A 17,297-nucleotide genomic window follows, 5' to 3' on the forward strand; every position below is an offset into this window, starting at 1 on the left:
ATTTATCCATTGGGATAATTGGTAGTAAAAGTCTTAGAGAAGTTATTTAGTTCTTATATGTTGTAATTTATAGTTTTTATATAAATGAGAGTATAAGAGAATATAATGTATTTAAGAACCCCATGCCTTTAGGCGTGGGAGTATCAGTTTCAGGTTATTATTATTGTATACTATTAGTATGTCTACAGTGGAGGCGATTAAATGGAATTAAGTTTAGAGCAACAAAAAATGATTCATAGCAAACCCTCAAGATATAGCTTAATTAGAGGAATTCAAGGTTCAGGTAAAACGACAGCAGCCATTTATAGAAGCCTTTATTTAAAAAATAACTATTGTTTATATGAAGGGGATAAAATATTAATGTTAGCATCTAAGGATGAAGACATAAATTATATTGAAAATATATATAACAGAGCAGAAGAAGAAACTAGGTTAGATTATTTAAGTCTATTTTCTAATAGTGAAAGAAACTTTCATGTGGTTACATTAGAAAGTATTTTACATAGATATTTTATTAAATATAAAAACAAGCATAAATTAAAAAATAAAATAATTGTAGATAATGATAAAAAAAATAGCATTATGAAAGATTGCATATTAGAAATTAAAAATATTTATCCAAGACTAAGAATATTACATACAGATTATGCTCAATTTTTTATAGAAGAAGTAAAGTGGATAAAAAGTTGCAATTACTTAAAAGCTGATTTGTATTTGCAAGTAAATAGAAGAGGAAGAAAATGCGAAAAAGGACAAGGACCTCAAAGAATTCTTAAAAATTCAACTGCTAGGAAAGCAATATTTCAACTTATGATCACGTATAATGAAAAGCTTAAATCAGAGGGTTTAGTTGACAATGAAGATATTAATATATATGCTCTGCGAATGGCACAAACGACTACAGTGGGCAGGTATTCTCATATCATAATTGACAAAAGTAATAATTTAACTAAGATACAAGTGGATTTTATTAATGCATTATTTAATGAAAAATCTTATTCGAACATGGTGTTTCTTCTTGATGTGGATAGACCACACAATTCTAATTCATGGATGGTGAAAGGCAAAAGAGTTAATACTAAACCGCTAAGAGAAAAAGTAAAGTCTTATTCATTCAAAAAATACTATAAAACACAAGAAAAGCTCCAAAAAAAGTGTGATGAAATAACAAGCAAAAACTTGGATATTAATTCACTTGAGAACTTTAAGTATTGTGATATAAGACATAACAGAGCATATGAGTTTATGAGGGATTATAGTAGAAGATCAGATATTATAGTAAATGATGAAAAAGGCAACTATGAGTATATAAATGAGGAATTATTGGAGCTACCCGTGTATAGTGATATAGCAGCAGGCGAACCTATGCTTATTAATTCTGAAATGGAAGGTAAATTTTATATCCCGAAATATTGGTTAAAGGGAGTAAAAAACCCATTCATTTTAAAGGTTAAAGGTGACAGTATGATTGGGGCTCACATTAATAATGGAGATTATGTAGTAATACGGCAGGAACAAGCTGCAAATAATAAGGATATCGTAGCAGTTGACATAGGCGGAAATGCTACTTTAAAGAGACTTTCTATAAACAAAGATAGAATATTACTTATGCCAGAGAATGAAAAATATCAGCCTATTGTAGTAGATAGTGAAGATACATACATTTTAGGAGTAGCTATAGGAATTATAAAGCATGAAAATTAATCTATTTGAAAGGAGCTAAGTTATGATGAAGATATTTTTTATTTCCGATATCCATGGTTCTTTATACTATCTTAAAAAGGCTATAGAGCGGTATAAAGAAGAGGGAGCGGGTTATATAGTGCTTTTAGGAGATGTGTTATATCATGGCCCAAGAAATCAATTGCCAAAGGATTACAATCCACAATTAGTAGCTAGTCTCTTAAACGAATATAAAGACAAAATGATAGCTGTTAGAGGGAACTGTGATAGTGAGGTGGATCAAATGATTATTGAGTATCCTATGATGTCTGATTATTCTATAATATTATGCAATAATAGAAGATTATTTTTGACTCATGGGCACATATATAATGAGGATAATTTGCCCGAACTAAGTGAAAATGATGTTTTGGTATTTGGACACACGCATGTCCCTGTAGCTAAAAAACACAATAAAATATATGTGTTAAATCCTGGCTCGGTATCTTTACCTAAGGAAAATAACCCTAATTCTTATGCAATACTCAAAGATGATTTATTTCAAATAAAAGATTTAGATGGCGCTGTTATAAAAGAAATAAAATTATAAAAAATAATACCTCAGGGTGCCCTGAGGTATTATTTTTTATTTTCTAAGAAAAAAGCTAAATTGATCCTTTGTTGTAGTTGTAACAGATAGATTTCGTTTATGAAGTATACTATCAAATACTTCAAGTTGACCATCACATACATAGGCATAATCAGTTTTACCATCTTTTACCCAACCCATAAATATATAGGCATGGGAAGGCGTACCAGGACTTTCTGGCATATCTGTAGTGAAACATATATCACCTTTTTTTAATTTAGTGAAGTCAGTATTCTTTTTCCAGTCCATAGAAGTTAAAGATTCCATTAATCCCTTTACTGTTGTTGTATTCGCAGGGATAGCAATGGAATTAATTCTCAAAATCTCTGATAAGAGACATACAGTAACACCCTTTTGATTTCCACTATTTAAAGTAATTGCTTTTTTTAGGACAGATGTTCTATTTGCGTCTATATTTAAATATTCATAAATTTTAGTTGAAGTTACGGTAGGGTTAATGGTGTCAGGTTTAGTAGTTTCAGTAACTTCAGGAGCTTTAGTAGATGGGCTAGCATCGGGATTTTTTTGGACTGATTTAATGGTAGCTACATCTGCTTTGGGTTTCATGAATGAGGTGTTCATAAAAATAGAAAATATAATTATAGATACTATAACTATACCAAGTCCTAAAACAACCGCATTGTTCTTAAACTCGTTTTTGTCTGCTAACTCATGCATTTCTTTTATGTATTTTTCACTTTCCTCATCATCTTTTAACTTAGCAACTTCACTATTGTCAGTTTCAGAGTCAGGTTTTTCAGGAATATTTTTGTTTGAATACAAATTATTTATAATTTCATTATTTTCATTATTTTCATTGTTTACTAGGTCCTCTTTATTCATATTTTTCTGCTTGCCAATATAGGTAGAAATTTATCGGTTAACCTATATTTTTGCAGCACCTCCCTTTATTTTATATTGATTATATCAAAGCTTTAATTTTAAAAATTATTTATCAACTGACACAGTTTACTAAATTATTTACACCACCTACTTTTTATATTATAATTATAACATATTAAGAGGTATTTGAGTGCTATTTGTAGGAGTTTAAAGTAATTTAATATTTTGTGAAATATATTACAGTTATTGTGTTTATAATGTAATATAAAGATTGATTTTGTTTAGAACAAGACTGTAGTATAATATAATTAAAATTAATAAGTGAGGGATGTATAATGGCGGTAAAAATAGTCACTGATAGTACCTCATATATAAGTGAGGATTTAAGGAAAAAATATGATATTTCGATAGTTTCATTAAGTGTTATTTTTGGAAATAAGGAGTTCAAAGAAACCCTTATTGAAAATGAAAGTTTTTACGAAAAACTTGATAAGAACTTAAGTATTCCTACTTCATCACAACCATCGCTTGTGGAAATGTACAATATGATAGAAAATCAGGTAAGAGATAATAATGAAGTGGTTGGTGTTTTCCTTTCTTCAGACATGAGTGGAACTTATTCAAATGCATGCCTTGCAAAGAGTATGATTCTTGAAAACTACCCAAATGCACTAATTGAGATTATAGATTCTAGATCCAATTGCATGCAATTAGGATTTGCAGCCTTAACAGCGGCGATTGCGTCGCAACAAGGAAAATCAATAAATGAAGTAGTTGATATAGTAAAAAACAATATAAAGAGAAGTAGATTTCTGTTTATTCCTGATAATTTAGAGTATCTAAAAAAAGGTGGCAGAATAGGTGGTGCAAGTGCACTGTTAGGTACTATTTTTCAAATCAAACCTATTCTTACCGTAGTGGATGGAAAAACAGGATTATTTAATAAAGTAAGGACTAAAAAACGTGCAATACAAACTATGATTGATAAATTCATCGAGGACATAACAAAACATGGACTTGGAGAGGTAATGATTCATCACATAAATGATGTTGAAGGAGCACTGGCTTTTGCAAAAAAAGTCGAAGAATGTATAGGAAAAAAAGTAGACATAGCTCCAATTGGACCTGTAATAGGAACTCATGTTGGATCCGGTGCATTAGGTATTGTGTATTATACAAAGACAGATTTATAAATTAAGCAAAGCCGTATTGTGGATATATACGGCTTTGCTTATAAAATAATTTGTATAAAACACGAAATACACTCAGTAAGTTATGTTTTTAAGTAGTTTTTTAGTATATTTTTTTTGAAATAGTTAAAGTTTCAATTAAATTTTGAAGGTGAAAGTTAAATACTATATTTATATCATTACTAATGTACGGGTAACTAAACATATTTTCATTAAATAATTCATTTATTCTAATACAGTTACTCTCGTTGATATAACAATTAGAATGAGAAGGCGTAAAGGTTAAAGACTTTAGTATAACTAGGTGATTATAAGCAGTTTTAGAAGTATCTATGACTTTGTTAATTTTAAGTATATGGTGGCTTTCGACATTCTCACTTTGTATTTCACTTAAGTATGAGTCTAATGATTTTTCCAATTTGGATATTTGGATGTTTAAACTAGAAAGATTAATATCTGTATTGAAATTAATCATCTCTTTAGAAATTATAAAAACATTATGGGTTAGATTTTCTGCATCCCGATGTAAGTTATCTAAGTATTTACGATGGAATATAAGATAGTTTACTGAAACTGATACAAAAATACCAATAAAAGTTTCTTCAACCCTACTTAAACTATAAAATAGAGGAGTGCCTTGTTTAAGATTCGTCATTATTGCTAAAAAAACTACGCATGCAATTATAATAGACTTTTTTCTATTAAGAAGATTCAAAGAATAAATTACAAATACTATTCCAATGCTGGTAAGAAATACATTGTTGGGACTTATAAGTGTGAATATTAATCCCCAAATTGCACCTACAATAGTACCAATCATTCTGTTTTTACCAGCAGTAAAGGAATCATGTACAGCACTTTGCATTGTTATTACAGCAGCTATACATGCATAAAAGGGAAATGTATTATGAAAAGCTCTTAGTATAATTATACATAAAAAAACTGAAATTGCAGTCTTTATATTTCTCATTCCTATTTTTTGCACACTGTTGCCTCCTGTTTTATTCTGTAGGGTGGATATAGTTTAGTGAATTAGAATTAGTGATAGATGTATAGAATAACTTATAAAGTATGAATAAACTTGCAACCTAAAATTACATTTATACATTGACAAATAATAAAATTTAAATTAAAATAGAAAGAAATTATAAAACATAAAAATTACAAATAAAAGTAAAGTACACTTTTAAATTAGTCCTGTGAGACTAGGAAGGAGTATAGATAATTATGGCATGTGTTTTTTGTTCTGTCAATTTTGAATTTAATACTATTAAATATAATACAATTAATAATATTCAGAATAATGCTATAGATTTATTTTCTATTTTGTTAATAAATGCTATTAATATATTAATAAAGGGTAACGGAGAGATTATTTAAATAATCTCTCTGTTATCCTTTATTTTATTGAAAAAACATAATGATTTTTTTAATAAAAATGAGCAAAACCAATTAATTTGGAAAGTACTTGATTTTTATTGTGCATAAATATTATGCTAAATGAATAATGAAATAAGAAAAAACATTGCATTATTATAAAAAACAATATATAATAAATAGAATTAAGCCTGTACGTATGAGGAATATGGCTAAAAATAAATTTAAAAACATATATATTAGAAAAACATATAATATTCATAAAAATGAATAATTATTCATAAATGTCTTTTATTAATTGGAGAAAGTTTTTAGTTTACTAAGGAGGATTTAGTATGAAGGGTAAGTTGATTTTAGAGAATGGAATAATATTTGAAGGTGATATATTTGGGTGTTTAGAAGAAAATGTTGGGGAAGTAGTTTTTAATACGGGTATGACTGGATATGAAGAAGTTTTAACGGACCCATCTTATTATGGACAAATAGTGACAATGACGTATCCGCTCATCGGGAATTATGGTATTAATTTGGAGGATGTAGAGTCGAAGTATCCGAAGGTAAAGGGGTTCATTGTTAGAGAAAAATGTGATTATCCTAATAACTTTAGATGCGAAATGGATTTGGAAGCATACTTTAAACAAAATAAAATAATAGGACTCGAAGGGATTGATACAAGGGCATTAACGAAAATACTTAGAAATAACGGGACCATGAAAGGTATTATTGCTACAAAGGAACTTACTAAAATTGAAATAAATCAAAAATTTGCGAGTTTTAATAATAACGATGCGGTGATGAAAGTTACAACGAAAGAGCGCTACACGATTGAGGGCACAGGACGACATGTGGCTATTATAGATTTTGGAATAAAGGAAAATATACTTCGCTCGTTTATTGCGAGAAATTGCAAATTAACAATATTTCCTGCATGCGAGAAATCGGAAGAAATATTAAAGGTTAACCCTGATCTAGTATTTTTATCGAATGGACCTGGGGACCCGGAGGATTTGCAAGAAGTGATCAAGACGTTGGGAGAGATTATAGGTAAAAAACCTGTAGTTGGAATTTGCCTAGGGCATCAACTTTTAGCGTTAGCCCTTGGCGGGAAAACTGAAAAACTTAAGTTTGGTCATAGAGGGTGTAATCATCCAGTTAAAGATGTAGAAGAGAATAAGGTTTATATTACATCACAAAACCACGGATATTATGTGAGTGAACTGCCGGAAGATATGGAGGTTACGCATGTAAGTGTAAATGATGGAACGATAGAAGGAATGAGGCATAAGAAACTGCCGATACTTAGCGTGCAGTTCCATCCGGAAGCTTGTCCGGGGCCTAAAGATATAGATGCTATTTTTGATAAATTTCTGTCGCTGATATAGGGTAGATATTTAAAACTGAAAGTTGAGAAGGAAAGTTAAGAACTAATGAAATTAGGATGCATAAATAGAATTTAAGAAGAAATAACATATAGGGGGATTCGTATGCCATTAGATAAAAGCATTAAAAAAGTATTAGTAGTTGGGTCAGGGCCGATAATAATAGGGCAAGCGGCGGAATTTGATTATTCTGGAACACAAGCTTGCCAAGCGTTGAAAGAGGAAGGCGTAGAAGTTGTACTTGTGAATAGTAATCCGGCAACTATAATGACTGATAAAGAAGTTGCTGATAAAGTTTATATAGAACCTTTAACTATAGAATTTTTGGAGAAGGTTATTGATAAGGAGAGGCCGGACAGTTTACTTGCGGGTATGGGCGGGCAAACAGGACTTAATTTAGCGGTTGAACTATTTGATAATGGAATTTTAGAAAAATATAATGTGAGAGTGATTGGAACCTCGATAGAAGCGATAAAAAAAGGTGAAGATAGAGAGCTTTTTAGAAATCTTATGCAGGAAATTGATCAACCGGTAGTGGAAAGTGCGATTGCTACAGATATAGCAGGAGGACTAAGATTTGCGAGCGAAATGGGATATCCCGTAATTGTAAGACCGGCATATACTATGGGAGGAAGTGGCGGTGGAATTGCAGAATCAGAGGAGCAACTACTTGAAATCCTAGAACTGGGATTGCAGTTAAGCTCTATAGGGCAAGTTCTTTTAGAAAAGAGTATTAAAGGGTGGAAAGAAATAGAGTATGAAGTTATGAGGGACGGAAATGGCAATTGCATTACCATATGTAATATGGAAAATGTAGATCCTGTAGGAATACATACTGGAGATAGTATTGTTGTAGCGCCAAGCCAAACTCTTTCTGATAGAGAATACCAGATGCTTAGAAGTGCATCTATTGATATTATAAATAGTGTAGGAATAGAGGGTGGATGCAATGTGCAACTTGCGCTTGATCCCAAAAGTTTTGAGTACGCAGTTATAGAAATTAATCCGAGGGTGAGTAGATCGTCTGCGCTAGCTTCGAAGGCTACGGGATATCCTATTGCCAAAGTAGCGGCAAAAATAGCACTAGGATATGCACTAGATGAGATAAAAAATGCAGTAACGCAAAAAACCTATGCCTGTTTTGAACCTTCGCTAGACTATGTGGTAGTTAAAATTCCTAGATGGCCTTTTGATAAGTTTGAGGGTGCGAATAGGGTTTTAGGTACGAAGATGATGGCTACAGGTGAAATAATGTCAATTGGAAGCAATTTTGAGGCAGCTCTATTAAAGGGAATTCGCTCTTTAGAAATAGGAAAGTATTCATTGCAATACGACTGCCTAGCGCGAAAAAATTTAAGCGAATTAAAGAAAAGAGTGATGGCTCCTGATGATGAGAGGATATTTCATTTGGCTGAAATGCTTAGGCGTGATTATATGGTGGAAAAGGTTTCGGAAATTACAGGAATAGATAAATTCTTTGTAAACAAAATTAAGTGGATAGTGGATGAAGAGGAAAAGATTAAAAAAACGTCAGTGCAAGATATGAATAAAGATTGGTTGCTTTTGTTAAAGAAAAAGGGGTTTTCAGATAAAGGCATTGCAGATTTATTAGAGGTGAATCCAAATGTAATTTACGAACTCAGAAATATATGGGATATCAAACCTGTCTATAAGATGGTAGATACATGCGGAGGGGAATTTGAAGCATTATCACCATATTACTACTCGACTTATGATGAATATGATGAGGTAGAGATAAGTGATAGAAAGAAGGTTATGGTAATAGGATCGGGGCCTATAAGGATAGGGCAGGGCATTGAGTTTGACTATGCATCTGTTCATAGTGTAATTACTCTTAGAAAGCTGGGGATTGAGACTATAATAGTAAATAACAACCCGGAAACAGTAAGTACGGACTTTAATATTTCGGACAAATTATATTTTGAACCATTAACAGAAGAAGAAGTATTTAATATTGTTGAAAAAGAAAATCCTGATGGGGTTATACTTCAATTTGGAGGTCAGACCGCTATTAAACTCGCTAAATTCTTAAAGGAAAAAAACATACCTATATATGGAACTAAACCTGAGCAAATGGACGTAGCGGAGGATAGAGAAAAATTCGATGCGCTTTTGGAAGAGCTAAATATAAATAGACCAACGGGGAAAGCTGTTTGGAATTTAAAACAAGGATTAGAAGAGGCTGAAAACATAGGTTATCCGGTTTTGGTTAGGCCGTCGTATGTATTAGGTGGACGGGGAATGGAAATAACTTATTCGGAAAAAGAATTGGAACATTATTTAAAAAATGCATTTGAGAAAGATAAGAAAAATCCTGTTTTAATAGATAGATATTTATTGGGTAGAGAAATAGAAGTTGATGCTATTTGTGACGGTGAGGAAATATTAATACCGGGCATTATGGAACACTTAGAGAGAGCTGGAATTCACTCCGGAGACAGCATTACAATATATCCAAGTCGAAATATATCATATGCTATAAAAGAAAAGATATTAGAATACACTAAGAAGATAGCAATAGGACTCGAAGTGATAGGCATGATTAATATTCAATTTATAGAATTTAAAAGTGAATTGTATATAATAGAGGCTAATCCAAGAGCTAGCCGAACGGTTCCGTACATTAGTAAAGTTAGCAAAGTACCGATCGTAGAGCTTGCCACAAGAGTAATGCTGGGGGAAAAGTTAAAAAATTTAGGGTATGGTAATGGAGTTTATAAAGAAGCGGAGTTGGTGTCAGTTAAGGTTCCGGTATTTTCAACTCAAAAACTTCCGGAGGTTGAGGTGTGCCTTGGGCCGGAAATGAGATCCACAGGAGAGGTGCTCGGAATAGGAAGAGACTTTGAAGAAGCTCTATATAAAGGGTTTGTAGCGTCTGGAATGAAGGTTGAAAAAGAAAAAGGAGTTATCTTGGCAACGATAAATCCGCAGGATTACGAAGAGTTTTTGCATATTGCAAAGGCGTTTAATGAATTGAATTATAAATTTATAGCGACGAAAGGTACGGCTAAGTTATTGAGAAATAATGGGATTGATGCCTTAGATGTTAAAAAAATTACGGATGGAGCCCCTAATATCATTGATGTGATAAAGAGAAGGCAGGTTGATTTAGTGATAAATACACCTACTAAGGGAAATGATTCGAAAACAGATGGTTTTAGAATTAGAAGAACAGCTATAGAAAATAACATTTCTGTTATTACTTCATTAGATACTGCGAAGGCTTTAGTAGAGATTATGAAGAAAAATATTGCGAGTATAAATTTAGAAGTATTTAATATTGCGGATTAGTATATTCTATTTAAAAAAATATTGAATTATAAATTAAAACTGCCCTTAGCTTATGATTAAGCTAAGGGCAGTTTTAAACCTCATCTTGGTTTGCTTTATGTATAAATATTATAATAAATGAATAATTAATAAGGCAAAAGCATTGCATTAATATAAAAAATAATATATAATAAATAAAAACAAGCCAGCAACATCAGTAAAAATGGTTAAAAAATAGCTGTAAAAGATAAATAAACGAAAATAAGTAATATGCATAAGAATGTATAAACATTCAAAGATGCAATATGTTATAAAGATAGTGGTTACACTATCTAGAATCTAAGGGGGATATTAAAATGAAAGAAAAAGTGGTTTTAGCGTATTCTGGAGGATTAGATACATCTATAATAATAACTTGGATTAAGGAAAACTATGATATGGACGTTGTAGCAGCTTGCATTAATATTGGTCAAGAAGATGATATGAAGGCAATTGAGAAAAAGGCTATAAGTTCAGGCGCGCAAAAAATATATATTGAGAACGTAACAGCTGAATTCATAAAAGATTACGTATTTAAAGGAGTTAAAGCAAATGCTGCATATGAAGGAACATATTTATTGGGTACAGCATTTGCAAGACCATTAATAGCTAAAAAACTTGTTGAAATCGCTCATAAAGAAGGGGCAAAATATATATGTCACGGATGTACTGGGAAAGGAAATGATCAAGTTAGATTTGAAGTTGGGATAACAGCCATTGATCCTTCTATAAAGGTTATTGCTCCTTGGAGAATTTGGGATATAAAATCAAGAGAAGATGCTATAGATTATGCTAATGATAGAGGCATAGAAATATCAGTTACCAAGGAGAAAATCTATTCAATAGATCAGAACTTGTGGCATGCAAGTCATGAAGGCGGAGATATTGAAGAATTAAATAATGAGCATAAAAGAGATATGTATCTTATGGTTACACCTCCAGAAAAAGCTAAGGATGAACCTACTTATGTAGAGATATATTTTGAAAAGGGAATTGCGACCAAAATTGACGGAATTGAACTTGAGCCAATTGATATTGTTTCAACATTAAATAAAATTGGTGGAGAAAATGGAATTGGAGTTATAGATATAGTAGAGAATAGACTTGTGGGGATGAAATCAAGAGGAATATATGAGACTCCTGGTGGGACTGTACTTTATGCAGCACACAAAGAACTAGAGGAAATAACTTTAGACAAGGATACACTCCACTTTAAATACTTAGTATCACAAAAATATGGGGAATTAGTATATAATGGACTTTGGTTTAGCGCTATGAGAGAAGCCCTTGATGCATTTGTGGATAAGACTCAAGAAACAGTAACAGGGACGGTTAAACTAAAACTTTATAAGGGAAACATCATGTCAGCAGGTAAAGAATCACCTAATGCTCTTTACGACGCGGGTATATCTTCGTTTGGAGCAAGTGATTTATATGATCATAAGGATGCAGAAGGATTTATAAACTTATTTTCATTGCCAAGTAAAATTAAAGCATATAAAAATTTAAACAATAGCTAAGAAAAATTATAAAATTTATGAAGGAAGAGCGGGTGATATATATGAAACTTTGGGGTGGAAGATTTAAGGAAAAAGAAAGCAAGCTTATGGAGGACTTTAATAGTTCTCTAAGCTTTGATAAAAGATTATATTATGAAGATATTATGGGTAGCATAGCCCATGTTAAAATGCTTGCTAAATGTAGTATTTTAACAAATGAGGAAAGTGTGACTATAGTTAATGGTCTGAATTCTATTCTTTCAGATATTCAAGAAGGCAAACTTAAAATTGAAGGTGATTATGAAGATATTCACAGTTTTATGGAAATACAGCTTACAAAACTTGTAGGGGATGTAGGTAAAAAACTCCATACAGCTAGAAGTCGAAATGATCAGGTTGCAGTAGATATGAGATTATATTCAAAATACAAAGCATTGGATGTTATTGATAACTTAGATGTTATTTTAAACACTATTGAAAAAGTTGGGAATGATAATGCGGTTATAATGCCAGGGTATACACATATGCAAAGAGCACAAGTAGTGACATTTAAACAGCACATTATGGCGTACTTTAATATGTTTCGTCGCGATAAGAAAAGGATTATAAGCGCTACAGAGATTATGGATGAAAATCCTCTTGGATGCTGTGCACTAGCGGGAACAACATATGATACAGACAGGAAGTTTACAACAAGCGAGCTAGGGTTTAAAAAACCTACAGATAATTTTATGGATGGAGTAAGTGATAGAGATTATTTATTAGAACTTTTATCCGATTTTTCTATAATAATGATGCATCTTAGTAGATTAAGTGAGGAGTTCATTTTATGGAGTACTAAAGAATTTAATTTCATTGAAATTAGCGATGAATTCTCCACGGGCAGTAGTATAATGCCACAGAAAAGAAATCCAGATGCAGCAGAATTAATAAGAGGGAAAACTGGAAGAGTATATGGAGATTTAATGAGTCTGCTTACCACTATGAAAGGAATACCACTTGCCTATAATAAAGATATGCAAGAAGATAAAGAACCTTTCTTTGATGCAGTTGACACAGTTTTAAAATGCTTAAAGGTTATGAATGAAATGTTAAGTACTTTAAAAATTAAAAAAGATAATATGTATAACGCAGTTAAAAGAGGTTTTCTAAATGCTACGGAAGCTGCAGATTATCTTGTAAGCAAAGGGGCAGCCTTTAGAGATGCTCATGGTGTTATAGGCGCTATAGTTATAAATTGTGAAAAAAAACATAAGGCTATAGAAGATTTAAGTTTAGAAGAACTTAAAAGTTTTAGCGATTTATTTCAAAATGATGTGTATGAATTTATAGATTATGAAAAGACTTTAAGCCGCGGTATAAAAAAAGAAATGTAAAGGCCGCCTTAGAGGTGGCAGAATACCCCCTTTAAATATAAGGCACGTAACAGGTAAATCCCCACCTGTTACGTGCTTTTTAGTAGATAAAGCTACTTTAGTAGATAAAGCTACTTTAGTAGACAATTAATAGTTGAAATCTTTAAGGCACTTTTTAATGCAATCTTCAGTTTTAGGCATAACAATATCATAATTCTTCAATTTGCTATTACTTATTCGTAAGTCCCTTGGATGTTCTTTGTATTTTTCGGTATCTTTTTCTAAATAATTACCTGCTTTATGATTTAAGCCAATTTCTTTTAATATGAGCAAAGCTATATCATAAGTGCTTAAGTTATTTTCGCTTCCAGTGTGATAAGTTCCGTATGGAAGAGTAAAAATCTTATCAAAATTTGCTATTATATCATAAACATAGGTCATTCCTCTAAATTCATTTGAGGGTAATTTCATTTTTTTATCCTTTAAAATAGAAGATACAACATTCCATAGTATATTAGAATTTACCCTGCAATTTTTTTCTGGAAATCCAAATAACCAAGTAAGTCTTAAAATCCATAGTTCATCAATAATTCCTTTTAATTCGTTTTCGGCTTCAAGTTTATGTTTCCCATAAATGGTATTTGGAGTTGGAATGTGATTTTCATTATATGGTCCTGATTCGAAATTGCCATTAAAAATTTGTTCAGAACTTAAATATATTAATTTAGATTTTGTTAAACTACAGGCTTTAGCAATGTTAATTGAACCTTTTACATTTATTTCATAAGATAGTTCTGGGTTTCGTTCACACAAACCTGTATCAGCAATAGCAGCGGTATGTATCACGTAATCAGGTTTGAATTTCTGTATAATTTCTAAGGCTTTACTCTCGTCTGTTATATCTAACTCTGCATGTCCTAATGGGATTATTTCGTATTTATCTTTATAATATGTGTAATATCTTGACGCTAAGAAACCATTAGAGCCGGTTAATAATACTTTTTTCATTGAACTCACCTCATTTTTTTTTTCTTAATATTATAATATCACATTATTTGAACTGTGACTAAATTTGTGAACTAAGAAAAAAACACCTAAGCTTAGTGCACTTTTAGATTCTTAGTATTGCTCAATAAATAAATGTAAGATGGTGTATATATGAATAAAAAGATTTAGTGTTTTTAGCAACGATTATTATTTAAAAGAATTACTTCTAAAGATTCTATGCTTTTTATAATTATCTTCCCAATTTTTAAGAAATTCTTTTGCACAAACTTCACCAGAATTATATAACTCCATAATTTTTTTATTCCCAATATTAAAATCTGTGGTTTTAATATCAAGGGTATCGATTTTTACAGTACGCAAGAAATCCATTTCGCTTATATGAATATCATCTTGTGCTTCTAACATAGTCTCAATAATTGAGCTAGTAAAATTTAAGATATTTGTGATTTTATGTTCTCGTATTTCTTTGTTCCCTCCGAGTTTAAAACCGATGGTTGGCCAGAGAGGAATACCATTCACATCAAAAATCCAAACTGGATAATTGCTTAAAACACCACCATCAACAATGAGAGACTTTTTATTAGTCTTTATATTATATAAGTTTACAGGGTGGAAAAAATAGGGGATAGATATGCTCATTCTTATTGCCAAACTTACTTCAAGTTCATCAGGATTTATCCCGTATCCCGCAATATCCTCTGGTAGTATTAGCATCTTTCCACAGCTAATATCAGTTGCTATAATATGCAGTTTGTATTTTCTTTTATACTTATTATTATTTAAAAGAATACCCTTTTCTCCTGGAATAATCAAATCTCCGAAGGTTATTTTTTCCCTATTTGTAAGCTTAAGTTTATGCGATAGAACTTCGTCAATCCAATTTTTTATATAGTCACCTTTATAAATGCCTTTTTTAAAAAGTAGATTGTAAGCATCAGAGAATATAGGTATATTAAAATGACTTTTATCAGCAAATTTTGTGTAGTCTAGATTTAGCATTAATTTTTTTATCTCGTCAGCTGGGTAGCCTACCGCAACTAGTGCAGCTATAATAGATCCGGCAGAGTTTCCTGAAATATTTTTCCATTGATATCCATTATCCTCAAATGTTTTTAAGGCACCTACAAGACCGATGCCCTTAACTCCGCCACCTTCAAACACAATATCTGCAAATCTTCTATTGTTGTATATATTCATATATATCACCCCTTTATGAGTAATATATGAATAAAAATATCTTCATGTCATATATTTAAAAAATAATATTAGTTACACTTTTTTTTGTTAAAAGAATATAATATATTACAACCATTTTATAAAAGAGGCAATGTATGAAAAAGTTAGAAGAATTCACGCCTTGTCAATTAGCCACATTAGCAACAGTAATAGGGATTATAATTGCTGGAAAACTTAATGTTAATCAACAAAATGTAATAGGTAATTTTTTAACGGGTTTGGCGCAGAGTATTTTGATAATTGCAGCTCAGTCTCAAAATCTTGAATCGCAGGATGGCAATCAATCTGGAGATAATGGAAACAGTAATTCTAAGGGCGATAATAAGGATTTACAAAAACAAATAGATGAACTAAAGGAAAATATTAAAAAGTTTGAAGATAATATGGATTGTTAAGAAAAACGCACTGAATAAAAGATGCGTTTTTTATGGTTTGACATTATAAGAATTTTTAGGTAGTATATACGTGTAAAGTAATTTAATATTAAAAACTAGGGGAGTCAATATTTTTGTCTGAGAGGAAACAGTTAAGTTTCGACCCTTATAACCTGAATTGGATAATGCCAGCGGAGGGAAAATATAATTTGCATTTAGGTTAAAATAAGAATATATAAATGGTGCAAAGTTATTCGATTATAGAACCCTTCGCTTAAAAATGAGCAAAGGGTTTATTTTACTTTAACAATATTATAAGGGGGAATTGAAATGTCAGTTGTAAATGTGAGTCTTCAAGTTATACCAGTGGTTGCGGAAGAAAAAATTTACCCAGTAGTAGATAAGGTTATAGAATATATTCAATCTAGTGGAGTGAAATATGAGGTAGGACCAATGGAAACCACTATGGAAGGTGAAATGGATGAGCTTTTAGATATAGTAAAAAAGGCCCAGGAAATTTGTGTAGTTCATGGAGCAAGTAGGGTTGTTTCTATAGTGAAAATCGATTATAAAGCTGAAGGCGTGACTATGAATGAAAAAACATATAAGTATAGAAAATAAACTTATTCCTATAGTTTTTCAATTAATAATTCTTTTTATATGGCAGATAGCTGTAGATAAATGGAAGGTTCCGCAATATATATTGCCTTCGCCAAAAGATATTATTAGTACCTTGGTGAATATAGTTCCAAGCATTACTAAGCATATTTATGCGACTTTATATGAAGCCTTGATTGGATTCGCAATATCAATTTTGATTGCGTTAATTTTAGCCATCTTAATGGATAATGTGAAAATCATTAAAAAATGCATATATCCAATTTTAGTAGTATCTCAAACTGTTCCAATTATTGCTCTAGCACCACTTTTCATAATATGGTTTGGTTTTGGAATATTGCCTAAGATTATTGTAGTAGTGTTAGTGTGCTTTTTCCCTATAGTTGTTAGTTTGATTGATGGATTAGAATCAGTAGACGCGGATATGGTAAACCTTTTAAAGACTATGGGAGCTAGTAAGTTTCAAATTTTCACCATGGTGAAGCTGCCATCCTCTACTGTAAATTTTTTTTCGGGCCTTAGAATAGCAGCAACCTATAGTATTATGGGGGCAGTTATTGGAGAATGGCTTGGAGGAGATAAGGGTCTTGGGGTATATATGATTAGAGCTAAAAATTCATATGCACTTGATAAAGTTTTTGCAGTGATTATAATTATTGTAATATTAAGCATGGGACTATTTGGACTCTTGAATTTATTACAATATTTTTTTACTCCTTGGACTAGAAATAAAGCAGATAACAATGACTAAATTTAAATAGGACATATTATTTTATT

At 31.3% G+C, this 17,297-nt stretch carries 15 protein-coding genes and 1 riboswitch; of the genes, 11 read left to right on the plus strand and 4 right to left on the minus strand.

Annotated elements, in window-relative coordinates; translation table 11 throughout:
• Positions 1-201 precede the first annotated feature (201 nt).
• Both ACWJKS_RS07885 and yfcE read left to right on the plus strand, forming a co-directional pair.
• Positions 202-1,704: a LexA family protein gene (locus ACWJKS_RS07885; RefSeq protein ID WP_462960894.1), complete on the plus strand. Its 1,503-nt coding sequence runs from the start codon at positions 202-204 to the stop codon at positions 1,702-1,704.
• Between the two features lie 25 nt (positions 1,705-1,729).
• Positions 1,730-2,272, plus strand: coding sequence for a phosphodiesterase (gene yfcE / locus ACWJKS_RS07890; RefSeq protein ID WP_462961060.1), 543 nt, complete (start codon positions 1,730-1,732; stop codon positions 2,270-2,272).
• 36 nt (positions 2,273-2,308) lie between these two features.
• On the opposite strand, the gene ACWJKS_RS07895 is transcribed toward yfcE, so the two are convergent.
• On the minus strand, positions 2,309-3,154 hold the full coding sequence (locus tag ACWJKS_RS07895; protein ID WP_462960895.1) for a hypothetical protein: 846 nt from the start codon (positions 3,152-3,154) through the stop codon (positions 2,309-2,311).
• Between the two features lie 335 nt (positions 3,155-3,489).
• Here ACWJKS_RS07895 and ACWJKS_RS07900 point away from each other — a divergent pair, with 335 nt between their 5' ends.
• Positions 3,490-4,347, plus strand: coding sequence for a DegV family protein (locus ACWJKS_RS07900; protein ID WP_462960896.1), 858 nt, complete (start codon positions 3,490-3,492; stop codon positions 4,345-4,347).
• Positions 4,348-4,447: 100 nt separating this feature from the next.
• Here ACWJKS_RS07900 and ACWJKS_RS07905 read toward each other — a convergent pair whose 3' ends face one another.
• Positions 4,448-5,329, minus strand: coding sequence for an FUSC family protein (locus ACWJKS_RS07905; RefSeq protein ID WP_220319743.1), 882 nt, complete (start codon positions 5,327-5,329; stop codon positions 4,448-4,450).
• A gap of 242 nt (positions 5,330-5,571) precedes the next feature.
• On the opposite strand from ACWJKS_RS07905, the gene ACWJKS_RS07910 reads away from it, so the two are divergent.
• The 5 genes from ACWJKS_RS07910 (at position 5,572) to argH (ending at position 13,305) form a co-directional block, all read left to right on the plus strand.
• Complete coding sequence (locus ACWJKS_RS07910) at positions 5,572-5,724, plus strand: hypothetical protein (RefSeq protein ID WP_462960897.1); 153 nt, start codon at positions 5,572-5,574, stop codon at positions 5,722-5,724.
• A 332-nt stretch (positions 5,725-6,056) separates the two neighbouring features.
• Positions 6,057-7,103, plus strand: a complete 1,047-nt coding sequence (locus ACWJKS_RS07915; RefSeq protein ID WP_216303578.1) for a carbamoyl phosphate synthase small subunit — start codon at positions 6,057-6,059, stop codon at positions 7,101-7,103.
• Positions 7,104-7,205: 102 nt separating this feature from the next.
• The gene (gene carB, locus ACWJKS_RS07920) at positions 7,206-10,412 is read left to right on the plus strand and encodes a carbamoyl-phosphate synthase large subunit (protein WP_462960898.1); all 3,207 of its coding nucleotides are present in this window, start codon (positions 7,206-7,208) and stop codon (positions 10,410-10,412) included.
• A gap of 335 nt (positions 10,413-10,747) precedes the next feature.
• Positions 10,748-11,950, plus strand: coding sequence for an argininosuccinate synthase (locus ACWJKS_RS07925; protein ID WP_462960899.1), 1,203 nt, complete (start codon positions 10,748-10,750; stop codon positions 11,948-11,950).
• A gap of 41 nt (positions 11,951-11,991) precedes the next feature.
• Positions 11,992-13,305 carry an argininosuccinate lyase gene (gene argH / locus ACWJKS_RS07930; protein ID WP_220286800.1) on the plus strand — a complete coding sequence of 438 codons (1,314 nt, stop codon included), beginning with the start codon at positions 11,992-11,994 and terminating at the stop codon, positions 13,303-13,305.
• Between the two features lie 126 nt (positions 13,306-13,431).
• Here the strand turns inward: argH and ACWJKS_RS07935 are convergent, their stop codons facing one another.
• Positions 13,432-14,292: an SDR family oxidoreductase gene (locus ACWJKS_RS07935; protein ID WP_462960900.1), complete on the minus strand. Its 861-nt coding sequence runs from the start codon at positions 14,290-14,292 to the stop codon at positions 13,432-13,434.
• A 186-nt stretch (positions 14,293-14,478) separates the two neighbouring features.
• Entirely contained in the window at positions 14,479-15,489 is a 1,011-nt protein-coding gene (locus tag ACWJKS_RS07940; RefSeq protein ID WP_462960901.1) for a patatin-like phospholipase family protein, read from the minus strand.
• 134 nt (positions 15,490-15,623) lie between these two features.
• On the opposite strand from ACWJKS_RS07940, the gene ACWJKS_RS07945 reads away from it, so the two are divergent.
• From ACWJKS_RS07945 to ACWJKS_RS07955, 3 genes are all read left to right on the plus strand, one after another.
• Positions 15,624-15,923: a hypothetical protein gene (locus tag ACWJKS_RS07945; protein ID WP_216303573.1), complete on the plus strand. Its 300-nt coding sequence runs from the start codon at positions 15,624-15,626 to the stop codon at positions 15,921-15,923.
• Between the two features lie 87 nt (positions 15,924-16,010).
• Positions 16,011-16,120: riboswitch (TPP riboswitch) on the plus strand.
• A 112-nt stretch (positions 16,121-16,232) separates the two neighbouring features.
• Positions 16,233-16,523: a thiamine-binding protein gene (locus ACWJKS_RS07950; RefSeq protein ID WP_216303572.1), complete on the plus strand. Its 291-nt coding sequence runs from the start codon at positions 16,233-16,235 to the stop codon at positions 16,521-16,523.
• Positions 16,495-17,271, plus strand: a complete 777-nt coding sequence (locus ACWJKS_RS07955; protein ID WP_216303571.1) for an ABC transporter permease — start codon at positions 16,495-16,497, stop codon at positions 17,269-17,271. Before ACWJKS_RS07950 ends, ACWJKS_RS07955 begins: the two co-directional genes overlap by 29 nt.
• Positions 17,272-17,297: the final 26 nt, after the last annotated feature.

It is taken from the genome of Clostridium sp. CM038, assembly GCF_055081105.1.